The following is a 21167-nucleotide window of genomic DNA, read 5'->3' as shown; positions in this document are numbered from 1 at the left end:
AGGCTGGTGTGCCATGACATACCCTGAAAAGGCGGCCTCCGGGCCGCCTTTCTCGCCTGATGCGCCGCCGCAGCTGCGCGCCTACCAGCAGGAAGCGGTCAAGCGGGTGGTTCACCACTTTCGCGCCACCAGCGACCCGGCGGTGGTCGTGCTGCCCACGGGCAGCGGCAAGTCGCTGGTGATTGCCGAGCTGGCGAGGCTGGCCCGTGGGCGGGTGCTGGTACTGGCCCACGTTCGCGAGCTGGTGGAGCAGAATCACGCCAAGTACCAGGCCTATGGCCTGGTCGCGGATATCTTCAGCGCCGGGTTGAAGCGCAAGGAGGCCAGTCGGCAGGTGGTGTTTGGCTCGGTGCAGTCGGTGGTGCGCAACCTGGCGCAGTTCAACGACGCCAGCTTCACGCTGCTGGTAATCGACGAGTGCCATCGGGTGTCGTTGGAGGAGGATTCCAGCTACCGCCAGGTGATCGACCATCTGCAGCGCCAAAACCCGCAGCTGAAGATTCTCGGCCTCACCGCCACGCCCTTTCGGCTGGGCCAGGGGTTTATCTATCACCGCCACTACCACGGCATGGTGCGCGGGGGAGAAGAGAGTTTCTTCACCGACTGCGTGTTCGAGCAGCCGCTGCGCCTGATGGTCAAGCAGGGCTTTCTGGCCGCCCCTCGGCGGCTGGACATGGCCATTGAGGGGTACGACTTCTCGGCGCTTGCTCCCTCTTCCAGCGGGCTGTTTCGGGAAGAAGAGCTTAATCGGGTGGTGGCCGGAAGCCGCGCCACGCCGGGCATCATTGCCCAAGTGGTCGAGCAGGCGGCCGACTGCCAGGGGGTGATGATTTTTGCCGCGACGGTCGCCCACGCCGAAGAGATCATGGGGTATCTGCCTGCCGAACAATCCGCGCTGATCACCGGTGCGACGGTCTCCGCCGAGCGCACCGCGCTGATCGATGCGTTCAAGGCGCGCAAGCTCAAGTATCTGGTCAACGTGGCGGTATTGACCACCGGGTTCGATGCTCCCCATGTGGATCTGATCGCGATCCTGCGCCCCACCGAGTCGGTGAGCCTCTATCAGCAGATCGTGGGACGCGGACTGCGCCTCTCGCCGGGGAAGGAGGCGTGCCTGATCCTGGATTATGCGGGCAACCCCTGGGACCTCTATGCCCCTGAGGTAGGCGAGCCGCGTCCCGACAGCGATAGCGAGCCGGTGCAGGTCGAGTGCCCCGAGTGTGGGCATGCCAACCTGTTCTGGGGCAAGCGCGACGGTGAGCTGGTGATCGAGCATTTTGGTCGCCGCTGCCAGGGGCTGGTGGAGGACGACGCCGGACGCCGTAGCCAGTGCACCTTTCGCTTTCGCTTCAAGGTCTGCGATGCGTGCGGGGCAGAGAACGATATCGCTGCCCGGCGCTGCCATGGCTGCGAAAAGCTGCTGGTGGATGCCGATGACAAGCTCAAGGAGGCGCTGCGGCTCAAGGACGCCAAAGTGCTGCGGGTGAGCGGCATGCAGCTGGAGGCGACCACCAACGGGCGCGGCCTGCCGCGCCTCAAAGTGACCTACCATGACGAAGACGGTGCCAGCCTGAGCGAATGGTTTGCCCTGGAAACCGCCGCCCAGCGCCGCGCCTTTTATGCGGTCTTCTTGCGCGCCCACCTGCGCGCGCCGGGCGTGCGGTGGCAGCCAGCAACGCCAGACGACGTGGTGGCTGCCCAGTCCCGCCTGCGCCATCCCGACTTTGTGGTGGGCAGAAAGGTAGGCCGCCACTTTCAAATCCGCGACAAGCTGTTCGACTATCAGGGCCGCTATCGTAAAGCCGCCGAGGCGGCCGAGATGCCGCGTTGATGGAGCGCTGTTACACTGCCGTTTTCAACTGACAAGGACTCGACCCGCGTGAGCGAGACGCCCAGCGCCGTGCCGGATCAAGACGCGATGCCCTCTACGGTGGAGCCCACCGTGGAGGCCCTTGGGCGCCTGTTCGATGAGCCCATTACGCAGCTGCCGGAAGATCTCTATATTCCCCCCGAGGCGCTACGGGTTTTCCTGGAAGCGTTCGAGGGGCCTTTGGATCTGCTGCTGTATCTGATTCGTCGGCAGAATCTCGACATTCTGCGTATCAACGTGGCGGTGATCACCCATCAGTACATCGAGTACGTGGAGATGATGAAGGCCATGGAGATCGAGCTGGCTGGCGAGTACCTGTTGATGGCGGCCATGCTGGCCGAGATAAAATCACGCACGCTGCTGCCGCGCCCCCCCAAGGCGGAAGGCGAGGAAGAAGAGGACCCCCGGGCGGAGCTGATACGCCGCCTGCAGGAGTACGAGCGTCTCAAGGAGGCCGCTGAAGCGCTGGATGCCCTGCCCAGGGTGGGCCGGGACTGGTTCAGCGTGCAGGCGGGCCTGCCACCGCTGGAAACCCGCGTGATTCATCCCGATGTCGAGCTGGACGAACTGCTGGGCGCGCTGTCGGACATTCTCAAGCGGGCCGAGCTGGCCCAAGCCCACCAGATCAGCCGAGAGGTGCTCTCGACCCGGGAGCGCATGCTGAAGATCATGGAGCGCTTGCACGAAGATGGCACCCATGGGCGCTATACCCCCTTCGAAGCGCTGTTCTCCCTTGAGGAGGGGCGGGCAGGGGTCGTCGTGACGTTCATGGCCATTCTGGAGCTGGCCAAGGAGTCGATGATCGAAATCGTCCAGAACGCGCCGCTGTCGCCGATCCATGTGCGTGCTCGGCAGGCGGCGCTGGCCGATGAGGACGAGGACCCCTTTGCGCGGGAAAGTGATGACCCTGCGGACGAAGAGTCTGCCTTCGAACCTGACGAGGAGTCACGGTGAGAGACACCACGTTGGACGATATTGTCGAAGCCGCGCTGCTGGCGGCCGGAGAACCGCTGCCCGTGGAGCGGCTGGAGACGCTGTTTCTGGAGGATGAGTGCCCGTCTCGCAAGGCGCTGCGCGACGCCCTCGCGCGGTTGGCCCGGCGCCACGAGGACGGGGCGCTGGAACTGGTCGAAACGGCTTCGGGCTTTCAGCTGCGCATTCGCCCGCGGCTGTCGCACTGGGTATCGCGGCTGTGGGATGAGCGCCCCCAGCGCTACTCCCGTGCCCTGCTGGAAACCCTGGCGCTGATTGCCTATCGCCAGCCGGTGACCCGGGGCGATATCGAGGAAGTGCGGGGCGTCAGCGTCAGCAGCTCGATCATTCGCACGCTGATGGAGCGGGGCTGGGTACGCATCGTCGGGCACCGCGACGTGCCGGGGCGTCCCGCCGTGTATGCCACGACGCGCAGCTTTCTGGACGACTTCGGGCTCAAGACGCTGGATGCCTTGCCGCCCATGCACACGCTGGTGGCCGCCGACGAAGCAGCATTGGCTGAGGAACCGCCCGCTGCGACGCATGTCGCACTGGACGAAGCCGTTGAAACCGTGCAGGATGCGCCACCCCAGCAAGATCAGAACACGTCGGCAGCGAGTGCCGACCCCCACGCCGAGACGGCGTTAACCCAGCCGCTGAGCTTTGCCGATCTGGAGGCACGGCTTGCGGCACGTGCCCAGCGTCGAGATGAGGACGCGGGCACGCAGACCAACGATGTGAGGTCAGACGACCATGAGTCAGAGTAACAACACCACGCCGCCCACCAGCGAAAAACTGCAGAAAGTGCTGGCCCGTGCGGGCCTTGGCTCCCGCCGTGAAATGGAAACCGCGATTGCCGATGGCCGGGTGAAGGTGAACAGCCAGGTGGCCAAGCTGGGTGACCGCGTGGAAGCCCGCGACAAGGTCAGCTTCGATGACCGCCCGGTCACGCTGCGCCCGGAAGAAGAAGTGCCGCGCCGGGTCATCATGTACAACAAGCCGGAAGGCGAGCTGTGTACCCGCAAGGACCCGGAAGGCCGTCGCACGGTCTTCGAGCGTCTGCCGCGCCTGAAAGGCGAGCGCTGGATTGCCATCGGGCGGCTGGATATCAATACCAGCGGCCTGCTGCTGTTCACCACCGACGGTGAACTGGCCAACCGCTTGATGCACCCCTCCACCCAGGTGGAGCGTGAGTACGCGGTGCGGGTCATGGGCGACGTCAAGCGAGAGCATATCGTCGCCATGGTGGATGGCGTCATGCTGGAAGACGGCCCCGCCCGTTTCACCGACGTGCAGGAGTTTGGTGGCGAAGGCATCAACACCTGGTTCCACGTGGTGATTCTGGAAGGCCGCAACCGCGAAGTACGCCGCTTGTGGGAGTCCCAGGGGCTCACCGTCAGCCGCCTGAAGCGCGTGCGCTACGGTAATATCTTCCTCGACAAGCGTGCCAAGGCAGGCGAGTGGGTCGAGCTTTCCCAGGACGAAGTCGACGATCTGGCGACCCTGGCCCACCTGGAAACCCGCAAGGTGCCCGAGCTGACGCCGGACGAGAAAAACCGCTGGAGTCGCGACAAGCACAAGCGTCGCCCGGTTCAGGCCATGCGCAAGCCCAAGCGTCGTTAAGCGATGCTCGCCGTGCGGTGTGGGGACACCGAGCACCGCGCGGTTTTTTAGACGAAAGACAAAAAAGGCTTGCTATTGTCGGGTGTGATCCGTACTATATGCATCCGTTCGGACGGGTCGTTAGCTCAGTTGGTAGAGCAGTTGACTTTTAATCAATTGGTCGTAGGTTCGAATCCTACACGACCCACCATTCGAACAGCGGCAAGGTTACCACGTGTCAAACCAGGGTAACGCCGTATAGAGTGGCAAAAGCCCTCAAAAAAGCAGCAGGATTTGGGTCGTTAGCTCAGTTGGTAGAGCAGTTGACTTTTAATCAATTGGTCGTAGGTTCGAATCCTACACGACCCACCAAATTCAACGCCCCTGGTAGCTTGCTGCCAGGGGCGTTCTGCTATGCGCGTTCTGCCCTGGCGATGGGCAGGGTGCATCGGCAAGCCATGCCGCACTGCAGCGTGCGGTTCTGCTTGCAGCAGACAATACTTGTCCACCACAATGGACCCGTAACGATGTGTGGATTTGGCTGTCGATCATGCTCGGCAGCGCTGGCCCGCAGTAGCAGGCCAGATCGGCAACCGGCGAGTGCGACAGACGCAGTGGCCAGTTGCCCCGAGGGCGGCGCATGCGGAGCGCATACGTCGCAACTGGTGTTTAACGGGGGGATTCCCTGTTCGTCACAGTGGTAGACACGATGACTATTCTGACTTCTCAAGTGGCGCTGGAGACACCGCTTCCCAGCCCGTACTGCCCAACGCGCATCCCCGCGGAAGACGAAGCCCGCGTGGCTGAGATCAAACAGCTGCTCGAGGCCCACAACGCCGTTCTGGTGGCGCACTACTATACCGATGACGCCATTCAACAGCTGGCCGAAGAGACCGGTGGCTGCGTGGCAGACTCCCTCGAAATGGCCCGGTTTGGCGCTCGCCACGACGCTACTACCCTGGTGGTGGCTGGGGTACGCTTCATGGGGGAGACGGCCAAGATCCTCTCCCCGGAAAAGCGGGTGCTGATGCCCACCCTGGAGGCCACCTGCTCACTGGATATCGGCTGCCCCATCGACGAATTCAGCGCGTTCTGTGACGCCCACCCGGATCGCACGGTGGTGGTCTACGCCAACACTTCGGCGGCCGTCAAGGCGCGTGCCGACTGGGTCGTGACCTCCTCGATCGCCGTCGAGGTGATCGAACATCTGCAGGCCAAGGGGGAAAAAATTCTCTGGGCGCCCGACAAGCATCTGGGGGGCTACATCCAGAAAAAACCGGCGCCGACATGCTGATGTGGGATGGCGCCTGCATCGTCCATGAGGAGTTCAAGGCCAGGGGGATCGAGGACCTGAAACGCCTGTACCCCGAGGCAGCCGTGCTGGTGCACCCGGAGTCGCCGGAAGCGGTCGTCAAGCTCGCCGATGTGGCTGGTTCGACCTCGCAATTGATCAAGGCAGCGCAAACGCTGCCCAACGACAAGCTGATCGTGGCCACCGACCGCGGCATCTTCTTCAAGATGCAGCAGGCCGTGCCGGGCAAGACGCTGTTCGAAGCGCCGACCGCAGGCAATGGAGCCACCTGCCGTAGCTGTGCCCACTGCCCGTGGATGGCGATGAACGCGCTGGATAACCTGGCGGGCGCGCTGCGCGAAGGCAGCGGCGAAATTTTCGTCGATGCGGCCTTGCGTCAGCAGGCGCTCAAGCCGCTGGAGCGGATGCTGAACTTCAACGCCTAGGTTCTGCCTGGCGTGAATGCACAAGGCCCGGCGCCCTTTGGCGCCGGGCCTTGGCGTATTTGGCTGAGCGGTGGCTGGGCGGCGTGGCTAAAATTTTTCCAGCGCTTCCCGGTACTCGATGAACGCTTCGCGGCGCTGCTCGATGCGCGCCAGTGCCTGCTGGTCGTTCTCCTGCTGGGCAGCGTCTCGGGCGATGCCTAGCTGGCGAATGCCGCTATCCATTCGGCCGGTGAGCTGCAAATGTTCGGCCCGGGCCAGGTGCCCCCAGCCATTGTGGCCACTGCGGCCAGCCGCTTCCGCCAGCAGGTTGAACCCCTGAGGGTTGTCCGGGTGGCGTGCCGTGACTTCTCGCAGCAGTGTGTAGGCTGCCTGAGGGTCGCGCTGCAGCTGCGCTTCTGCCAGGGTGAGCTGAGCGGGCAGGTAGTTGGGCATCAGCCGCAGCAGCCGCTGGCTGCGTTGGATGGCATCGTCATAGCGCTGGGCCTGCAGGGCTACCTGGGCGGCCGAGGCGGGCAGCATGGCGTAGTCCGGCAGCTCGCTGGCCAGCCGATCCAGAGTCTGGAGCGCCTGATCGGTCTGGCCATTCTGCGCATCGATCAGGGCCGAAACATAGCGTAGGGCGGGCTCCTCGGCGCTCTCCTGTTCGAGGCGGGCCGCCGCTTGCTGGGGGCTGTTGCGATGGATGCTGAGCAGTGCTCGGGCACGCATCATGTCGTACAAAGTGTCGCTGGTGTATCGATTGGCGACGCTGAGCTGTGCCGCCCGAGCCTGGGCATCGCTCAAGCGGCTGTCGGAGACCGGGTGGGTCAACAGAAATTCCGGGGGCGTGCCGCCCTGCAGGCGTGCCATGCGCTGCATGGCGCCGAACATGCGCACCATGGCTTCAGGGTCGTAACCGGCGGCGGCCATGGCTTGCAGGCCCACACGGTCGGCTTCCTGCTCGAAGCGCCGCGAGTAGCTGAGCTGGTCCTGAATCAGCGCCGCCTGGGAGCCCATGGCGGTGGCGATACCGGCATCGCCACCGCCGCTGGCGGCAATCAGCATGCCCGCCAGCATGGCGGCCATGGCGGGCAGTTGCGTCTGCTCCGCCCGAGCGCTGCCGCGCGCAAAGTGGCGCTGGGAGAGGTGCCCCAGCTCGTGGGCGATGACCGAAATGAACGCGCCTTCATCCTCGGCAAAGGCAAACAGCCCCGAGTTGATGCCCACCACGCCACCGGGCACGGCAAAAGCGTTGAGCGAGCGGTTATCGACCATTACCGTGGTCGTCTGCAGATTGCCCAGCTGGCTATGGGGCGCCAGCCTGGCCACCAGGCTCTCCAGGTAGTCGTTGACGATGGGGTCCTGCCACTGAGGGGCATGGGCCCTGAACTGGCGCAGCCAGGCACGGCCCAGGCGATACTCCTCGTTGCTCACCGAAGTGGAGGCGCCCCCCAGGGTGGGCAGCTGATAGCTGTCACTGCTCTGAGCAGGCGCGCTGAGGCCCACAGTGCCCAACAGCAGGGCCAGTGCGCAGGCCAGGCGTGGCGTAACAGTCTTAAGGTGCGCCATGGCATCCCTCGTGATGGTTCTCGATTCGCACGATCATTGCGGTGATGGATGTTGCAAACACAGGCTGTGACATTGATTCAGGCAAGGAAGTGCCGTTAAATCGAGACAGGCTGGTCATCGTCCGAACAGTGTATGCAACAATACCGTGGTTATGTAGCGGTGAACGGTGGTCGTTATGAATCGCTGTATGAATAGCTGTGTCATGGGTCGTTTTGTTATGGGTAAAAGCGCTTTCACAAGGGAGAGGGTATGTCTGAGCAAATAGCATCCGCGCTGGCCGAGGGGGTAGAGCCCGATGCGGTACTGGACGCTACCGGGCTGCACTGCCCGTTGCCGCTGTTGAAGGCCAAGCAGGCGCTAGCCGGGTTATCGGCAGGCCAGTTGCTGGAGATACGTGCCACCGATGCGGGCTCCTGGCGCGATGTCGCTTCCTTCGCCGAGCTGAGTGATCATCGGCTGGAAGCCAGAGTTCAGCAGGGCGAGATCTACGTGTTCTGGCTGCGTAAAGCCGGGGCGGCTCGCTCATGACCATGCGCGCCATTCTCAGAAGCTGGATCGAACGCTATTTCTCCGATGAAGAGGCACTGGTCCTGCTGGTGGTGCTGATCGCGGGGCTGGCAGCCATCGTGCTGTTTGGCCGCATGCTGGCGCCTTTCTTCACCTCATTGGTGCTGGCGTTTTTGCTGCAGGGGCTGGTCAGCGGGCTGACCCGGCGAGGCGTGCCCCACCTGTTGGCGGTCATCATCGTGTTCGTGGCTTTTGTCAGCGTGCTGCTGTCCATGGCGTTCATTCTGATGCCGTTGATATGGAACCAGCTGGTGGGGCTGGTGCAGGAGACACCGCGCATGTTTGCCACGGCGCAGATATGGCTGGACGAGCTGCAGGCGCGCTTCCCCAACCTGATCACGCCTGACCAGATGCAGAGCTGGATCGGGGTGGCCGGGCGCGAGATCAGTCAGGTAGGGCAGCGTGCCTTGACGCTGTCGCTGTCGTCGCTGGGTAACGTGATGTCGTTGATCATCTACCTGGTGCTGGTGCCCATTCTGGTGTTTTTCATGCTCAAGGATCGCGAGGCGCTGGTAGGGTTTGCGCTCTCGCTGCTGCCGCAAAAGCGTTCGCTGTTGACGCGTATCTGGCAGGAGATGGATCAGCAGATTGCCAACTATATTCGCGGCAAGGCCATCGAGATCGTGATTGTCGGTACGGTCTCGTATCTGACCTTTGCCCTGTTTGGGCTGCCCTATACGGCGCTATTGGCCGTGCTGGTGGGCTTCTCCGTGCTGGTGCCTTACATCGGTGCTGCGGTGGCCACCATTCCCGTGGCGGCGGTGGCGGTCTTTCACTTTGGCGTCAGCGAGCAGTTTGCCTATGTGCTGCTGGCCTACGGCATCATTCAGGCCCTGGACGGTAACGTGCTGGCGCCGGTGCTGTTTTCCGAGACCAACAACATTCATCCGGTGTCGGTCATTCTAGCGGTGCTGTTTTTCGGCGGTATCTGGGGGTTCTGGGGGGTATTCTTTGCCATTCCCTTGGCCACCCTGTTGAAAGCCCTGGTGACCGCATGGCCCAGAGGGTTGGAAGGGCACCAGGAGTTGCGTGACCAGATAGAGCTGAAGGCCGACTAGCCCCAACAGGCTGACGGCGTCGAGGGGCTCGATGCCGTCAGCCCGAGTTGTCAGAACGCGTTATTCGCCATTCAGTGCCTGAGCGGCTGCCAATACCTCCTCCGCGTGACCGGGGACCTTGACGCCACGCCACGCTTTGGCGAGCTTGCCATCCCGGTCGATCAAAAACGTGCTGCGCTCGACCCCCAGGTGCTCCTTGCCGTACATCTTCTTCAGCTTGATGACGTCAAACAGCTGACAGACCGCTTCGTCCTTGTCCGAAATCAGCGCAAAATTGAAGTCCTGCTTGGCTTTGAAGTTCTCCTGGGCACGCAGGCCGTCTCGAGAAATGCCGATGACCACGGTGTTGGCGGCATCGAAGGCCGCCTTGCGGTCACGAAAGTCGCCGCCTTCGGTGGTACAGCCCGGGGTGCTGGCCTTGGGGTAGAAGAAAATCACCACCTGCTGGCCGCGCAGTTCGGACAGCGTGATGGTGGTGTCGCCAGTGGCGCTGGCCGAAAAGTCGGGAACGGGTTGACCGAGTTCGAGTGACATACAAGCTCCTCACAGATAGGGGTTCGCCAAGATTACACGCATGCGCCGCCGTGCTGTCAAAGCGAATCGTTCTGGTTTGGCCCGGCTCAGTGGTAAACTCTGCGTGCTTTACGCTGTACAGGCTCGAATCGCCTGAGTACCATTTGCTGTTTACAGGCGGGGTCATCGTGTTCCTTCGAGGTATCCGCGCCGCGTCTTTTGCTCGATCATGGGCCATGCCACCCCGCCTGGCCGGGCGAGTTCCACTTTTTTGCAGGTGAGGAAAATACGGATGATCACAGGCAGCATTGTCGCCCTGGCGACCCCGATGAAGGTCAATGGCGACATCGACTGGGAGGCGCTTCGTCGCCTGGTGAACTTCCATCTCGAGAACGGTACCGATGCCATCGTGGCCGCAGGCACTACCGGTGAGCCCACCACCATGTCGTTTGCCGAGCACTTCGATGTGATCCGCAGCGTCGTGGAAGAGGTCAATGGGCGTATCCCGGTCATTGCCGGTACCGGCGCGAATGCTACCTCGGAAGCGGTCGAGCTGGCGCGCTATGCCAGCGAAGTAGGCGCCGATTACTGTCTCTCCGTGTGCCCTTACTACAACAAGCCTACTCAGGAAGGCCTGTACCAGCACTTCAAGGCGGTGGCCAAGGGCAGCAAACTGCCGGTCATCCTCTATAACGTGCCGGGACGTACCTGCTCGGATCTCTACAACGAAACCGTGATTCGCCTGGCCGAGGTGGACAACATCATCGGCCTGAAGGATGCCACCGGGAACCTTGAGCGCGCCGAAGATCTAATCTCTCGCCTGAAGGGCAGCGACTTCATGCTCTACTCCGGTGACGATGCCACGGCCTGTGATTTCATGCTGATGGGTGGCCATGGTGATATTTCGGTCACCGCCAATGTGGCGCCCAGGGCGATGCACGAGCTGTGCGCCGCCGCGGTGGCTGGGGATGCCGACAAGGCGCATCAGATCAATACGCGCCTGATGCCGCTGCATACCAACCTGGGTATCGAGTCCAACCCGATCCCCGTCAAGTGGGCGCTGAATCGCATGGGTTACATGGAGCAGGGCATCCGCCTGCCGCTGACCTGGCTGTCCGAAAAGTACCACGGTACGGTAAACGAAGCGCTGCAACTGGCGGGTTTGATCAAGGAGTAAGCCCAGGCGCTGCGAACGCATTTGCTACCCGGTGACGATGTACCTTGCCGGGTAAATGACCTGATGACTGTTAAGGTGGCTTGATGAGCTCTGTGCTAGAAAAACGTGCGCTGAAATGGATTCCGCTGGCGCTGGCTGCAACCGTCACGCTGGCGGGCTGCGCGCGTGACGGGTACTACCACGACCGTAACCTGGACTACACCGAAGCCGCGCCAGCGCCGCCTCTCGTTTTGCCGGAAACGCGCAATACTCAGCGTTATCGGGATGCCATGCCGGTTCCTCAAGCGGGCCTGCAAGGGTCGCGTGTCGATGAAGTCGCGCGTATCGGTCCGCCACCTTCTCTGGCGCTAGGCAGCGGGCTGGAGCCGGAGTACGTCGAGCGGCGTCAGGCGGGTGACCAGGTCTGGCTGGTGGTAGCCGCAGACCCCGGCGCGGTATGGCCTCAGTTGGAGGGGTTCGTGCGCAGTCGCCAACTGGGCGTTCAGGAGAGCAGCGCGACCCAGGGCGTCATCGTGACGCCTCAAGCCACGTTACGCTTGCAGAGCGCCCTGCGTGCCGGCAGCAGCGAAGTGCGCTGCGAGCAGGGTGGACAGAGCGTCGAGAGCTGTGTGGCGGCGCTGGAGCAGTACCTCGGTGCGCGTAGCGCAACGGCCAGCGCTTCCTCCTGGACTGCGCAACGCCTTGCCAGCGAGCAAACGCTGCAAATGCGTCAGCAGGGCGATGAGTGGGAGGTCCTGATTCCGCAGCCCATCGAGCGCGTCTGGGCCGAAATGAACCACTACCTGGCGCTGGATTTCACCCAGGAAGGCCAGCGTGATCTGCTGGAAGCCTCGGCTGACGACTACGAGTTCCTGGTCGAATACATGACCCAGACCGAGCGTGGACGTAACCCGCTGCAGATCGTGTTCAGCCAGGACGTGCGCCGCATGTCCCAGAATATTCGCCTCGTGCTCCAGCCGGAGGGCAACCAGACCGTGCTGCGTGCCGTCAATGCCAGCGAGCGTGGATTCAGTGCAGATGACCAGCGCGAGTTGCTCGAGCGTGTCTCCGGCTACTTACGTTAACTCTTAGACCTTGATTTTAGACGGAGCCCCCATGGAAAAGCGCCAGGAACTCTATGCCGGTAAGGCAAAATCCGTATACACCACCGACGACCCTGACTTGCTGGTACTGCATTTTCGTGACGATACCAGTGCCTTCGATGGCAAGAAGAAAGAGGCGCTCGCCCGTAAAGGCATGGTGAACAACATCTTCAATGCCTACATCATGCAGCGCCTGGAAGAGGGCGGCATCCCCACCCACTTCGAGCAGCAGATTTCCGACACCGAAAGTCTGGTCAAGAAGATGGAGATGATTCCCGTCGAGTGTGTCGTGCGTAACATTGCTGCGGGTGGGCTGGTGAAGCGTCTGGGCGTGGAAGAGGGCATTGCGCTCAATCCGCCTACCTTCGAGCTGTTCCTGAAGAACGACGAGAAGGGCGACCCGATGATCAACGAGTCGCTGGCCGAAACCTTTGGCTGGGCCACGCCGGAACAGCTGAGCAAGATGAAGGCGCTCACCTTCAAGGTGAACCACATCCTCAAGCAGCTGTTCGCCGAAGGCGACATGCTGCTGGTGGACTACAAGCTGGAGTTCGGCCTCTTCAAGGGTGAGGTCGTGCTGGGTGACGAGTTCTCCCCGGACGGCTGCCGCCTGTGGGATGCCAATACCCGTGAGAAGCTCGATAAGGACCGCTTCCGTCAGGGGTTGGGCGGGGTCATCGAGGCCTATGAAGAAGTCGGCCGTCGCCTGGGTATCACCTTCCCCGCCTGATCCGTCAGGCTGGCCATCGGGCCGCTCACTGGCGCCATGGTCACTTGCGGTCTTCGGGCTCTATCGCCACCACCTCCAGGGTGGTGGCGTCGTTTTCGGCGGCGGTCAGCGCCCGAAAGCGCACATCGACATTGCGCAGGCGCACCCCGTAAAGACGTTCGGCCTGTCCGCCCCGCTGATAAGCAGGGCGGGGGTCCTGGCCCAGCACCTGCTCGATCAGCGCCCGCAGCGACGCGCCATCCTGGCGTAGAGATAGCACGCCGTGAGCCTCTGGCGAGAACACCACGGCCACCGTCTCCGGCGGTTGAGGGGCAAACCCCGCCTGGGCGCTGGGAATGGCCTCTGCCCAGGGCAGGTATGGCTTGATGTCCACCACGGGGGTGCCGCTGACCAGATCGCAGCCCGCCAGGTGAAGCGTCACGCCGGGCCCGGTCTCGATACCGGAGAGCGCGACCAGCGACAGCCCCAGCCGGTTAGGGCGATGGGTGCTGCGGCTGGCGAAGACGCCCACTTTGCGATTCCCCCCCAGCCTGGGCGGGCGTACCAGGGGCGACCAGCGTTCGGGGCTTTGGTGAAAGATGAACGATAGCCACAGGTGGCTGAAGTCTTCCAACCCGCGTACGGTCAGTGGGTCGTCGAAAGGGTGGGCCAGTACCAGGCGCGCATGGGCTGCCGGGGCCAAGCCAGGCTGGCGAGGCACGCCAAACTTGTCCGGGTAGTCGCTGATGATATGGCCAATGGGCGTGATCGAAAACGGCCCGTGGCCCCGAGAATCGTGCATGGCACTCCCTTTTGCGTGTCAGCGCGCTTGTGCATGATGGCATGGCGACGCACGCTCGATGAATTCAAGCTCGGCTGGCACGGGTTGCCCGCCAGGGCGATGAGTATAGACTAGCCAACGGAACCGACACAGCGCTGCGCTTGACGGCCAGCGGTCACCCCATTGAGGCAACGTATGTCCAACATCGACCCTTCTTCACCGGCATCCACGCCAACGGCCCGCGTCACGTATCGCGCGGCGCTGGCCAAGGACGCCGCCGACCAGGCCGAAGTGTTCTATCATGCCGTCATGCAAGGCGCGGCCAACCATTATGGGCTGGCCGAGCGGCGCGCCTGGGCCCATGCGCTGCCCCGTGAAGGCACCGCCTGGGCGGCGCGTCAGGCGCTCTACACGACGCTGGTGGCCGCCTGCGATGGCCGCTGCGTTGGCTTTCTCGAGCTGGACGTGAGCGGTGGGCGCATTGAAACGCTTTACATCTGGCCGTCGCTGGCGGGGCGTGGCATCGGCACCACGCTGTTGATCCATGCCGAGCGCATTCTGCTGGAGCATGGCGTGGCGCAGGTGGAAATCGAGGCCAGCCGGATGCTGCTCGAACGACTGCAGCGCCGTGGCTACGATAACCTCGGCGAGCAGTGGGTCGAGCGCAGTGGTGAGATGCTCCAGCGCTACCGGCTGGTCAAGCAGCTCAGCGCGGTGGAAACCTGACGATCAAACGTTGAAGGTTTGAGTGATGCGCATCGACAGATCGACGGAGGCCACATCCTTGGTGAGGGCGCCGCTGGAAATGCAGTCCACGCCGGTGTCCGCAATGGCTTTCAGCGTCGAGTCATCGACGTTGCCGGAGGCTTCCAGGGTGGCGCGACCCCCATTGATCTCTACCGCTACGTGCAGGTCTTCGATGTCGAAATTGTCCAGCATGACGATATCAGCGCCCGCCGCCAGCGCCTGGTCCAGCTCTTCGAAGGTTTCGACTTCCACTTCCACCGGTACGTCGCTGGCCAGCTTGCGGGCCTGCGCCACGGCGGCCTGAATGCCACCACAGGCCGCGATATGATTCTCCTTGATCAAGAAGGCATCCCATAGGCCCAGGCGGTGATTATGGCCACCGCCGCAGGTGACCGCGTATTTTTGTGCCAAGCGTAGCCCCGGCAGCGTTTTGCGGGTGTCCAGCAGGCGCACACTGGTACCTTCGATCAGGTCCACGTAGCGGCGGGTGGCGGTGGCCGTGGCAGACAGCGTTTGCAGAATGTTCAGCGCGGCGCGCTCGCCGGTCAGCAGGCTGCGGGCGGGGCCTTCGAGCTCCAGAAAGCAGTGCTGGGCCTCCAGCAACTCGCCATCGCTGGCCTGCCAGCGCAGCGTGACCCGCTCGTCCAGACAGCGGAAAATTTCCTCGACCCAGGCAACGCCGCAGAGGACCGCCGGTTCGCGGGTAATCACCCTGGCGGTGGCCCACTGGTTTTCAGGGATTAGCTGTGCGGTGATGTCCCCGGTGCCCAGGTCTTCCGCCAGCCAGCGGGGTACGCAGGTGCGAATCTCTTCATCAAGCGCGGTTTGATAATGCATAGCAGTGGGTTCTCGAAGCGTGATCTTGGGTGAAAGACATTATAGTGAAACACAACGCGAACGTAGAGGAGCAAGTAAGCCGAATGAACCAGCTCGCATCCCAGGGCCAATGGGCCAAGGCTCGACAGGTCGTGTCACCCAACCAGGATGCGCGGCCCGAGCAGGAAGTGTCGCTGCTGTTGCTTCACGCGATCAGCCTGCCCCCCGGGCAATTCTCGGGTCACGCCATCGAGGCGCTGTTCACCAATCGGCTGGTGCCCGACGAGCACCCCTTCTTCGCTACGATTGCGCACCTGCGGGTGTCGGCGCACCTGCTGATTCGCCGCGATGGCGAGTGCGTTCAGTTCGTCGACGTCGACCAGCGCGCCTGGCACGCCGGGCAATCGCGCTGGTGGGACCCGGCTGAACAGGCGTGGCGGACACGCTTGAACGACTTCTCCGTAGGAATCGAGCTGGAGGGCGATGACCAGACGCCGTTCAGCGAGGCGCAGTATGTGGCGCTTGCCGAGGCCACGCACTGGCTGATGGCGCGTTACCCGGCGCTGACCGCTGAGCGGATCACCAGTCATGCTCATGTGGCCCCCTTGCGCAAGACCGACCCGGGGCCCGCCTTCGACTGGGCCTATTTCCGCCAGCGCCTGTTTCCGCCAGCGCTTGATGGCGCCCACCCAATAGACGGTTAAACGGGGCAAATAAGTGGTTCTTTTAGCAACAAATGAAACGGTAGTTTGGTTACAGGAAGGTATCCTAAGTCGTAGCGACCAAGGTCCTATAAAGCGCTTATGTTGCAGTGCAATAGTTTGTTTTCGATGGCTTTTTGCGGCGTGCCGCAATTGGCAGCGTGACGACTTTGCGGTATCTTCGCATATACAAAAGGCTAATTTTTACCAAAAAACTGTAGCTTAACTACATTCATGAAAGCGTAGCTCATTGAATGTAGGGTGAAAATCCCCTGCTCGATGCATCGCGTCGGCTATTCACAGGCCTGTGGTGGCCACACACCGCAGCCGCCCCAGGCCCGAAGGGTTGGCGGGGCTCATTGTCATTTATCGTCATTCGGAGAGACCTCTATGAGTCTGGAGACAAGAGAAGATCTCGATCCGGTCGAAACCACGGAGTGGCTGGAATCCCTGGAATCGGTGCTGGATCGTGAGGGCGAAGATCGCGCCCGCTACCTGATGACCCGCTTGGCGGATCGCCTGCGCCGGGACGGGATGAAGGTGCCCTTCTCGGTGACAACCCCCCACCGCAACACGATACCGGTTCATCGCGAAGCCCCGATGCCTGGCGATCTGTTCATGGAGCGTCGTATTCGCTCCTTGATCCGTTACAACGCCATTGCTCAGGTCATTCGTAACAACCGTGCCAATCCTGGGCTGGGTGGTCACATTGCAAGTTTCATGTCGTCGGCCACGCTGTACGATGTGGGCTTCAACCACTTCTTCCGCGCCCCCAAGGGTGATTTCGAAGGCGACCTGATCTATATCCAGGGCCACGTGGCACCGGGTATCTACGCGCGTTCCTACCTGGAAGGCCGTCTGACCGAAGAGCAGATGGACAAGTTCCGCCGTGAAGTGGATGGTGACGGCCTGTCGTCTTACCCCCACCCCTGGCTGATGCCTGATTACTGGCAGTTCCCCACGGTATCCATGGGTCTTGGCCCGATTCAGGCCATCTATCAGGCTCACGTGATGAAGTACCTGCATCACCGTGAACTGAAAGACATGAAAGACCGCAAGATCTGGTGCTTCATGGGCGACGGCGAGTGCGACGAGCCGGAATCGCTGGGTGCCATCTCGCTGGCTGGCCGCGAAAATCTGGACAACCTGATCTTCGTCATCAACTGCAACCTGCAGCGTCTGGACGGCCCGGTACGCGGCAACTCCCGCGTCATGGACGAGTTCGAAGGCGTCTTCCGCGGTGCCGGCTGGAACGTCATCAAGGTGGTGTGGGGTCGTCACTGGGATCCGCTGTTCGAGAAGGACAAGAAAGGCATCCTTCAGAAGCGCATGGACGAAGCGGTCGACGGCGAGTACCAGAACTACAAGGCCAACGGTGGCTCCTATACCCGCGAGCATTTCTTCGGCAAGTACCCGGAAACCGAAGCGATGGTCAAGGATCTCTCCGACGAGGATATCTGGAAGCTCAACCGTGGCGGTCACGACCCGTTCAAGGTCTATGCGGCCTATCACGAAGCCGTCAACACCACCAACGGCAAGCCCACGGTGATCCTGGCGCATACCGTCAAGGGTTACGGTATGGGGAGCGGCGATGGCGAAGCGGCCAACGAAGCGCACCAGGTCAAGAGCATGGAATACGAAGCGCTGAAGAAATTCCGCGACCGCTTCGGCATTCCGCTGACCGACGAACAGCTCAAGGAAGTCCCGTACTACAAGCCGGAAGAAGACTCTCCCGAGCTCAAGTACATGCACCTGCAGCGCGAGCGTCTCAACGGCTACCTGCCGAGCCGCCGCAGCGATTTCGAAGCGCTGGAAATCCCCAGCCTGGAAGACAAGACGTTTGCTTCCCAGATGGGCGGTTCCAAAGGCCGCGAAATCTCTACCACCATGGCCTTCGTGCGTATCCTGAACGGCCTGGTGAAGGACAAGCAGCTGGGCAAGCAGGTCGTACCGATCATCCCCGACGAAGCGCGTACCTTCGGTATGGAAGGCATGTTCCGTCAGCTGGGTATTTACACCTCGGAAGGTCAGAAGTACGAGCCGGTCGATAAAGGCCAGATCATGTACTACCGCGAGGACCAGAAAGGTCAGGTTCTCGAAGAGGGTATTTCCGAAGCTGGCGCCATGTCCGCGTGGATTGCGGCCGCTACTTCCTACAGCAACAACAACGTCACGCTGCTGCCGTTCTACATCTACTACTCGATGTTCGGCTTCCAGCGTATCGGTGATCTGGCCTGGGCCGCAGGCGACCTGCAGGCACGCGGCTTCATGGTCGGCGGTACCGCCGGGCGCACCACGCTGAACGGCGAAGGTCTGCAGCACCAGGATGGCCACAGCCTGATCCAGGCGTCTACCATCCCCAACTGCCGCAGCTACGACCCGACCTATGCTCACGAAGTTTCGGTCATCGTGCAGGATGGTCTGAAGCGCATGTTCACGGACAAAGAGAACTGCTTCTACTACCTCACCGTCATGAACGAGAACTACGAGCACCCCGAGCTCGAGAACGTCCCCGCCGACGATATCGTCAAGGGCATGTATCTGCTCAAGGAGACTCAGGGCGACAAGGGCCGCGTTCAGCTGCTGGGGTCGGGCACCATCCTGCGTGAAGTCGAAGCCGCTGCCGAGCTGCTGGCCAACGACTGGGACATCGGGGCCGATATCTGGAGCGTCACCAGCTTCAACGAGCTGCGCCGCGAAGCGCTGCTGCTGGAGCGCGAAGCCTTCCTGAACCCGGACGCCGAGGCCAGCAAGCCTCACGTGACCCAGTGCCTGGAAGGTCGTGATGGCCCGGTGATTGCCTCTACCGACTACATGAAGCTGTATGCGGACCAGGTACGCGCCTGGGTACCCAACGACTACACCGTGTTGGGCACCGATGGCTTTGGCCGTTCCGATACCCGCGAGAAGCTGCGCTACTTCTTCGAAGTGGATCGCTACTTCGTGACCGTTGCGGCGCTGCGCGCGCTGGCCGATCGCGGTGAGATTGATCGCAAGCACGTTGGCGAAGCGCTGAAGAAGTACGGCATCGATGCCAACAAGCCGAACCCGCTGACCAGCTAAACCGCTGCCCGGCGGGCCACTGCCCGCCGGCTCGATCCGATTTGGAAGGAGCGCGACCTTGAGTAGCGAAATCATCAAAGTTCCCGATATCGGTGGCGATACCGATGTCGAAATCATCGAGATTGCGGTGTCAGAAGGCGACGTCATTGAAGCGGAAGACACCCTGATCACTCTGGAATCCGACAAAGCCAGCATGGATGTACCGGCCCCGAAAGGCGGCAAGGTGGTCAAAGTGTTGGTGAAAGAGGGCGACAAGGTCTCCGAAGGCGACGACATCGTCGAGCTGGAAGTGGAAGGTAGCGGCGATGCCGAACCGGAAGCCAAGGCTGACAGTGCCGCCGAGGAAGCGCCTGCGCCCAAGCAGGAAGAGGCCCCTGCACCGGCAGCGAAAAAAGCCAGTGGTGGCAAGCAGACCGTTGATATCAAGGTGCCTGACCTGGGTGGTTCTGACAACGTCGAGATCATCGAAGTGGCCGTTGGCGAAGGCGACGACGTCAACGCCGAAGACACGCTGATCACGCTGGAGTCCGACAAGGCTTCCATGGACGTGCCCAGCCCGCATAGCGGAAAAATCGTCTCCTTGACCGTCAAGGAAGGCGATACCGTGTCGGAAGGCGATGTCATCGGCAAGATGGAAATCGCCGGTGGCGATGACGCTGCCGACGAAGAGCCTGCCAAGGCCGAACAGCCTGCCCCTGCCAGCGAACCCGCCGAAGAGGAAGTGGCTGAAGAAGAGAGTGGCAGCGGTGAGCCAGAGCGCAAGGAGATCCGCGTGCCGGATCTTTCCGGCTCTGCAGACGTGCCCATCATCGAGATTGGCGTGTCGGTAGGCGACGAAGTCGACGTCGAAGACCCGCTGATCACCCTGGAGTCCGACAAGGCTTCCATGGACGTGCCCAGCCCTTACAAGGGCAAGCTTGTCGAGCTGACCGTCAAGGAGGGCGATACCGTCTCCGAAGGCGACGTGATTGGCTACATGGAAGTGGCGGGCGCCAGGCAGGCCGCGCCGAAGAAAGCGGCGCCTGAAAAGGCATCGCAAAGCAGTGCCAGCGCGGCCAGCGCCAAGCCTGCGGTCAGTGGCGGCTCGCCGAGCCCAGAAGCGCAAATGGCAGCGCACAAGCCCCGTGACGGCAAGCTGGTACATGCTGGCCCGGCGGTACGTATGCTGGCCCGCGAGCTGGGTGTCGACCTGGGGCTGGTGAAGCCCAGCGGCCCGAAAGAGCGCGTGCTCAAGGAAGACGTGCAGGCCTACGTCAAGCAGGTGATAGCCAACCAGGGCAGCGCCCAGGCCGCCGCACCAGCAGCGTCAGGTGGCGCGGGTATTCCTGCCGTGCCGGAAGTCGACTTCAGCCAGTTCGGTGAAGTGGAAGAGAAGCCGATGGGCCGCCTGCTCAAGATGGGGGCGACCAATCTGCATCGCAGCTGGCTCAACGTGCCTCACGTCACCCAGTTCGACGAAGCCGATATCACCGAGCTGGAAGACTTCCGCAAGGCGATGAAGGCCGAGGCCGAAGCCCAGGGGGCGAAGCTCACGCCGCTGCCGTTTTTGGTCAAGGCGTGTGCCTTTGCACTGCGCAAGTACCCGCAGTTCAACGTCAGCCTGAAAGGCGACGGCGATACGCTGGTCTGGAAGAAGTACGTGCATATCGGTATCGCGGTGGATACGCCGGATGGCCTGATGGTGCCCGTACTGCGCGATGCCGACAAGAAATCCTTGATCGAGATTGCCAAGGAAATGGCAGAGCTGGGCAAGAAAGCGCAGACCAAGAAGCTCAAGCGCGACGAGATGACCGGTGGCTGCTTCACCATTTCGAGCCTGGGCTCGATCGGTGGCACGGCCTTCACGCCTATCGTCAATGCGCCTGAAGTGGCGATCCTGGGCGTGTCGAAAGCGCAAATGAAGCCGGTGTGGGATGGCAGTGCCTTCCAGCCGCGCTTGATGATGCCGCTGTCGCTCTCCTATGACCACCGGGCGATCAACGGTGCCGATGCGGCACGCTTCACTGCCTTCCTGGCAGACGTGCTCACCGATATCCGTCGTCTGTTGCTGTAATCAGACCACGAGCAAGCCACAAGCGGCGCCCCCATGGGCGCCGCTTGTGTTTCTATGGCGTCAGCAGTAAACCAGCGTGACCAAAGTACTAGCCATCGCCACTTTGCTGTTTTCGCTTGAAAAAACGCAAAATAATCGGCCTTTCAGGCTTTTGGGGAGTTGTGTCGCCTG

17 protein-coding genes, 2 tRNA genes and 1 pseudogene are annotated in these 21167 nt (G+C 62.1%); 16 read left to right on the top strand and 4 right to left on the bottom strand.

The window, feature by feature from the left end; all coding sequences use genetic code 11:
* The first annotated feature begins 13 nt into the window (after positions 1-13).
* The 7 genes and pseudogenes from B7L71_RS04825 (at position 14) to nadA (ending at position 6181) form a co-directional block, all read left to right on the top strand.
* The gene (locus B7L71_RS04825) at positions 14-1831 is read left to right on the top strand and encodes a DEAD/DEAH box helicase (protein WP_081136336.1); all 1818 of its coding nucleotides are present in this window, start codon (positions 14-16) and stop codon (positions 1829-1831) included.
* Between the two features lie 48 nt (positions 1832-1879).
* Positions 1880-2824 carry a segregation and condensation protein A gene (locus B7L71_RS04820; protein ID WP_081136334.1) on the top strand — a complete coding sequence of 315 codons (945 nt, stop codon included), beginning with the start codon at positions 1880-1882 and terminating at the stop codon, positions 2822-2824.
* On the top strand, positions 2821-3609 hold the full coding sequence (gene scpB, locus B7L71_RS04815; protein ID WP_081136332.1) for an SMC-Scp complex subunit ScpB: 789 nt from the start codon (positions 2821-2823) through the stop codon (positions 3607-3609). The genes B7L71_RS04820 and scpB overlap by 4 nt, the downstream gene beginning before the upstream one ends.
* A complete protein-coding gene (gene rluB / locus B7L71_RS04810; RefSeq protein WP_016916149.1) occupies positions 3596-4465 on the top strand; it encodes a 23S rRNA pseudouridine(2605) synthase RluB in 870 nt (289 codons plus the stop codon). Before scpB ends, rluB begins: the two co-directional genes overlap by 14 nt.
* 114 nt (positions 4466-4579) lie before the next feature.
* Positions 4580-4655, top strand: a tRNA-Lys gene (locus tag B7L71_RS04805).
* Positions 4656-4740: 85 nt separating this feature from the next.
* Positions 4741-4816: transfer RNA gene (locus B7L71_RS04800), tRNA-Lys, on the top strand.
* Between the two features lie 337 nt (positions 4817-5153).
* Positions 5154-6181: pseudogene (gene nadA / locus B7L71_RS04795) on the top strand (quinolinate synthase NadA).
* Positions 6182-6268: 87 nt separating this feature from the next.
* On the opposite strand, the gene B7L71_RS04790 reads toward nadA, so the two are convergent.
* Positions 6269-7729 carry a M48 family metalloprotease gene (locus B7L71_RS04790; protein ID WP_081136330.1) on the bottom strand — a complete coding sequence of 487 codons (1461 nt, stop codon included), beginning with the start codon at positions 7727-7729 and terminating at the stop codon, positions 6269-6271.
* 249 nt (positions 7730-7978) lie between these two features.
* Here B7L71_RS04790 and B7L71_RS04785 point away from each other — a divergent pair, with 249 nt between their 5' ends.
* Both B7L71_RS04785 and B7L71_RS04780 read left to right on the top strand, forming a co-directional pair.
* Positions 7979-8257 (top strand): sulfurtransferase TusA family protein, encoded by a 279-nt coding sequence (locus B7L71_RS04785; protein ID WP_016916152.1) that lies wholly within the window; start codon positions 7979-7981, stop codon positions 8255-8257.
* Positions 8254-9354 (top strand): AI-2E family transporter, encoded by a 1101-nt coding sequence (locus B7L71_RS04780; protein WP_081136328.1) that lies wholly within the window; start codon positions 8254-8256, stop codon positions 9352-9354. The genes B7L71_RS04785 and B7L71_RS04780 overlap by 4 nt, the downstream gene beginning before the upstream one ends.
* A 60-nt stretch (positions 9355-9414) precedes the next feature.
* Here the strand turns inward: B7L71_RS04780 and B7L71_RS04775 are convergent, their stop codons facing one another.
* A complete protein-coding gene (locus B7L71_RS04775) occupies positions 9415-9888 on the bottom strand; it encodes a peroxiredoxin (protein ID WP_016916154.1) in 474 nt (157 codons plus the stop codon).
* 271 nt (positions 9889-10159) lie between these two features.
* Between B7L71_RS04775 and dapA the strand changes: the two genes are divergently transcribed.
* From dapA to purC, 3 genes are all read left to right on the top strand, one after another.
* Positions 10160-11044, top strand: a complete 885-nt coding sequence (gene dapA, locus B7L71_RS04770; RefSeq protein ID WP_016916155.1) for a 4-hydroxy-tetrahydrodipicolinate synthase — start codon at positions 10160-10162, stop codon at positions 11042-11044.
* A gap of 83 nt (positions 11045-11127) precedes the next feature.
* Positions 11128-12108: an outer membrane protein assembly factor BamC gene (locus tag B7L71_RS04765; RefSeq protein ID WP_081136326.1), complete on the top strand. Its 981-nt coding sequence runs from the start codon at positions 11128-11130 to the stop codon at positions 12106-12108.
* A 31-nt stretch (positions 12109-12139) separates the two neighbouring features.
* A complete protein-coding gene (purC, locus tag B7L71_RS04760) occupies positions 12140-12856 on the top strand; it encodes a phosphoribosylaminoimidazolesuccinocarboxamide synthase (protein WP_016916157.1) in 717 nt (238 codons plus the stop codon).
* Positions 12857-12896: 40 nt separating this feature from the next.
* Here the strand turns inward: purC and tsaA are convergent, their stop codons facing one another.
* Positions 12897-13637, bottom strand: a complete 741-nt coding sequence (gene tsaA, locus B7L71_RS04755; RefSeq protein WP_016916158.1) for a tRNA (N6-threonylcarbamoyladenosine(37)-N6)-methyltransferase TrmO — start codon at positions 13635-13637, stop codon at positions 12897-12899.
* A gap of 174 nt (positions 13638-13811) precedes the next feature.
* On the opposite strand from tsaA, the gene B7L71_RS04750 reads away from it, so the two are divergent.
* A complete protein-coding gene (locus tag B7L71_RS04750) occupies positions 13812-14342 on the top strand; it encodes a GNAT family N-acetyltransferase (protein ID WP_081136324.1) in 531 nt (176 codons plus the stop codon).
* A gap of 3 nt (positions 14343-14345) precedes the next feature.
* Here the strand turns inward: B7L71_RS04750 and nadC are convergent, their stop codons facing one another.
* Positions 14346-15200: a carboxylating nicotinate-nucleotide diphosphorylase gene (gene nadC, locus B7L71_RS04745; protein ID WP_081136322.1), complete on the bottom strand. Its 855-nt coding sequence runs from the start codon at positions 15198-15200 to the stop codon at positions 14346-14348.
* An 83-nt stretch (positions 15201-15283) separates the two neighbouring features.
* On the opposite strand from nadC, the gene ampD reads away from it, so the two are divergent.
* The 3 genes from ampD (at position 15284) to aceF (ending at position 20996) form a co-directional block, all read left to right on the top strand.
* The gene (gene ampD / locus B7L71_RS04740) at positions 15284-15883 is read left to right on the top strand and encodes a 1,6-anhydro-N-acetylmuramyl-L-alanine amidase AmpD (RefSeq protein ID WP_081136320.1); all 600 of its coding nucleotides are present in this window, start codon (positions 15284-15286) and stop codon (positions 15881-15883) included.
* 387 nt (positions 15884-16270) lie between these two features.
* Positions 16271-18943 (top strand): pyruvate dehydrogenase (acetyl-transferring), homodimeric type, encoded by a 2673-nt coding sequence (gene aceE, locus B7L71_RS04735; protein WP_081136318.1) that lies wholly within the window; start codon positions 16271-16273, stop codon positions 18941-18943.
* Between the two features lie 58 nt (positions 18944-19001).
* Positions 19002-20996 carry a pyruvate dehydrogenase complex dihydrolipoyllysine-residue acetyltransferase gene (aceF, locus tag B7L71_RS04730; RefSeq protein ID WP_081136316.1) on the top strand — a complete coding sequence of 665 codons (1995 nt, stop codon included), beginning with the start codon at positions 19002-19004 and terminating at the stop codon, positions 20994-20996.
* Positions 20997-21167: the final 171 nt, after the last annotated feature.

It is taken from the genome of Halomonas sp. BC2 (assembly GCF_002078115.1).
In the GTDB taxonomy this organism is placed as follows: Bacteria; Pseudomonadota; Gammaproteobacteria; order Pseudomonadales; family Halomonadaceae; genus Vreelandella; species Vreelandella stevensii.
This window is presented reverse-complemented; position numbering and strand designations above follow the sequence as displayed.

Coding starts and splice junctions, on each gene's coding strand:
- purC (WP_016916157.1), top strand. CDS start 12,140: ATGGAAAAGCGCCAGGAACTCTATGCCGGTAAGGCAAAATCCGTATAC.
- B7L71_RS04765 (WP_081136326.1), top strand. CDS start 11,128: ATGAGCTCTGTGCTAGAAAAACGTGCGCTGAAATGGATTCCGCTGGCG.
- aceE (WP_081136318.1), top strand. CDS start 16,271: ATGAGTCTGGAGACAAGAGAAGATCTCGATCCGGTCGAAACCACGGAG.
- B7L71_RS04825 (WP_081136336.1), top strand. CDS start 14: ATGACATACCCTGAAAAGGCGGCCTCCGGGCCGCCTTTCTCGCCTGAT.
- B7L71_RS04790 (WP_081136330.1), bottom strand. CDS start 7,729: ATGGCGCACCTTAAGACTGTTACGCCACGCCTGGCCTGCGCACTGGCC.
- rluB (WP_016916149.1), top strand. CDS start 3,596: ATGAGTCAGAGTAACAACACCACGCCGCCCACCAGCGAAAAACTGCAG.
- nadC (WP_081136322.1), bottom strand. CDS start 15,200: ATGCATTATCAAACCGCGCTTGATGAAGAGATTCGCACCTGCGTACCC.
- B7L71_RS04785 (WP_016916152.1), top strand. CDS start 7,979: ATGTCTGAGCAAATAGCATCCGCGCTGGCCGAGGGGGTAGAGCCCGAT.
- B7L71_RS04775 (WP_016916154.1), bottom strand. CDS start 9,888: ATGTCACTCGAACTCGGTCAACCCGTTCCCGACTTTTCGGCCAGCGCC.
- dapA (WP_016916155.1), top strand. CDS start 10,160: ATGATCACAGGCAGCATTGTCGCCCTGGCGACCCCGATGAAGGTCAAT.
- B7L71_RS04750 (WP_081136324.1), top strand. CDS start 13,812: ATGTCCAACATCGACCCTTCTTCACCGGCATCCACGCCAACGGCCCGC.
- B7L71_RS04780 (WP_081136328.1), top strand. CDS start 8,254: ATGACCATGCGCGCCATTCTCAGAAGCTGGATCGAACGCTATTTCTCC.
- tsaA (WP_016916158.1), bottom strand. CDS start 13,637: ATGCACGATTCTCGGGGCCACGGGCCGTTTTCGATCACGCCCATTGGC.
- ampD (WP_081136320.1), top strand. CDS start 15,284: ATGAACCAGCTCGCATCCCAGGGCCAATGGGCCAAGGCTCGACAGGTC.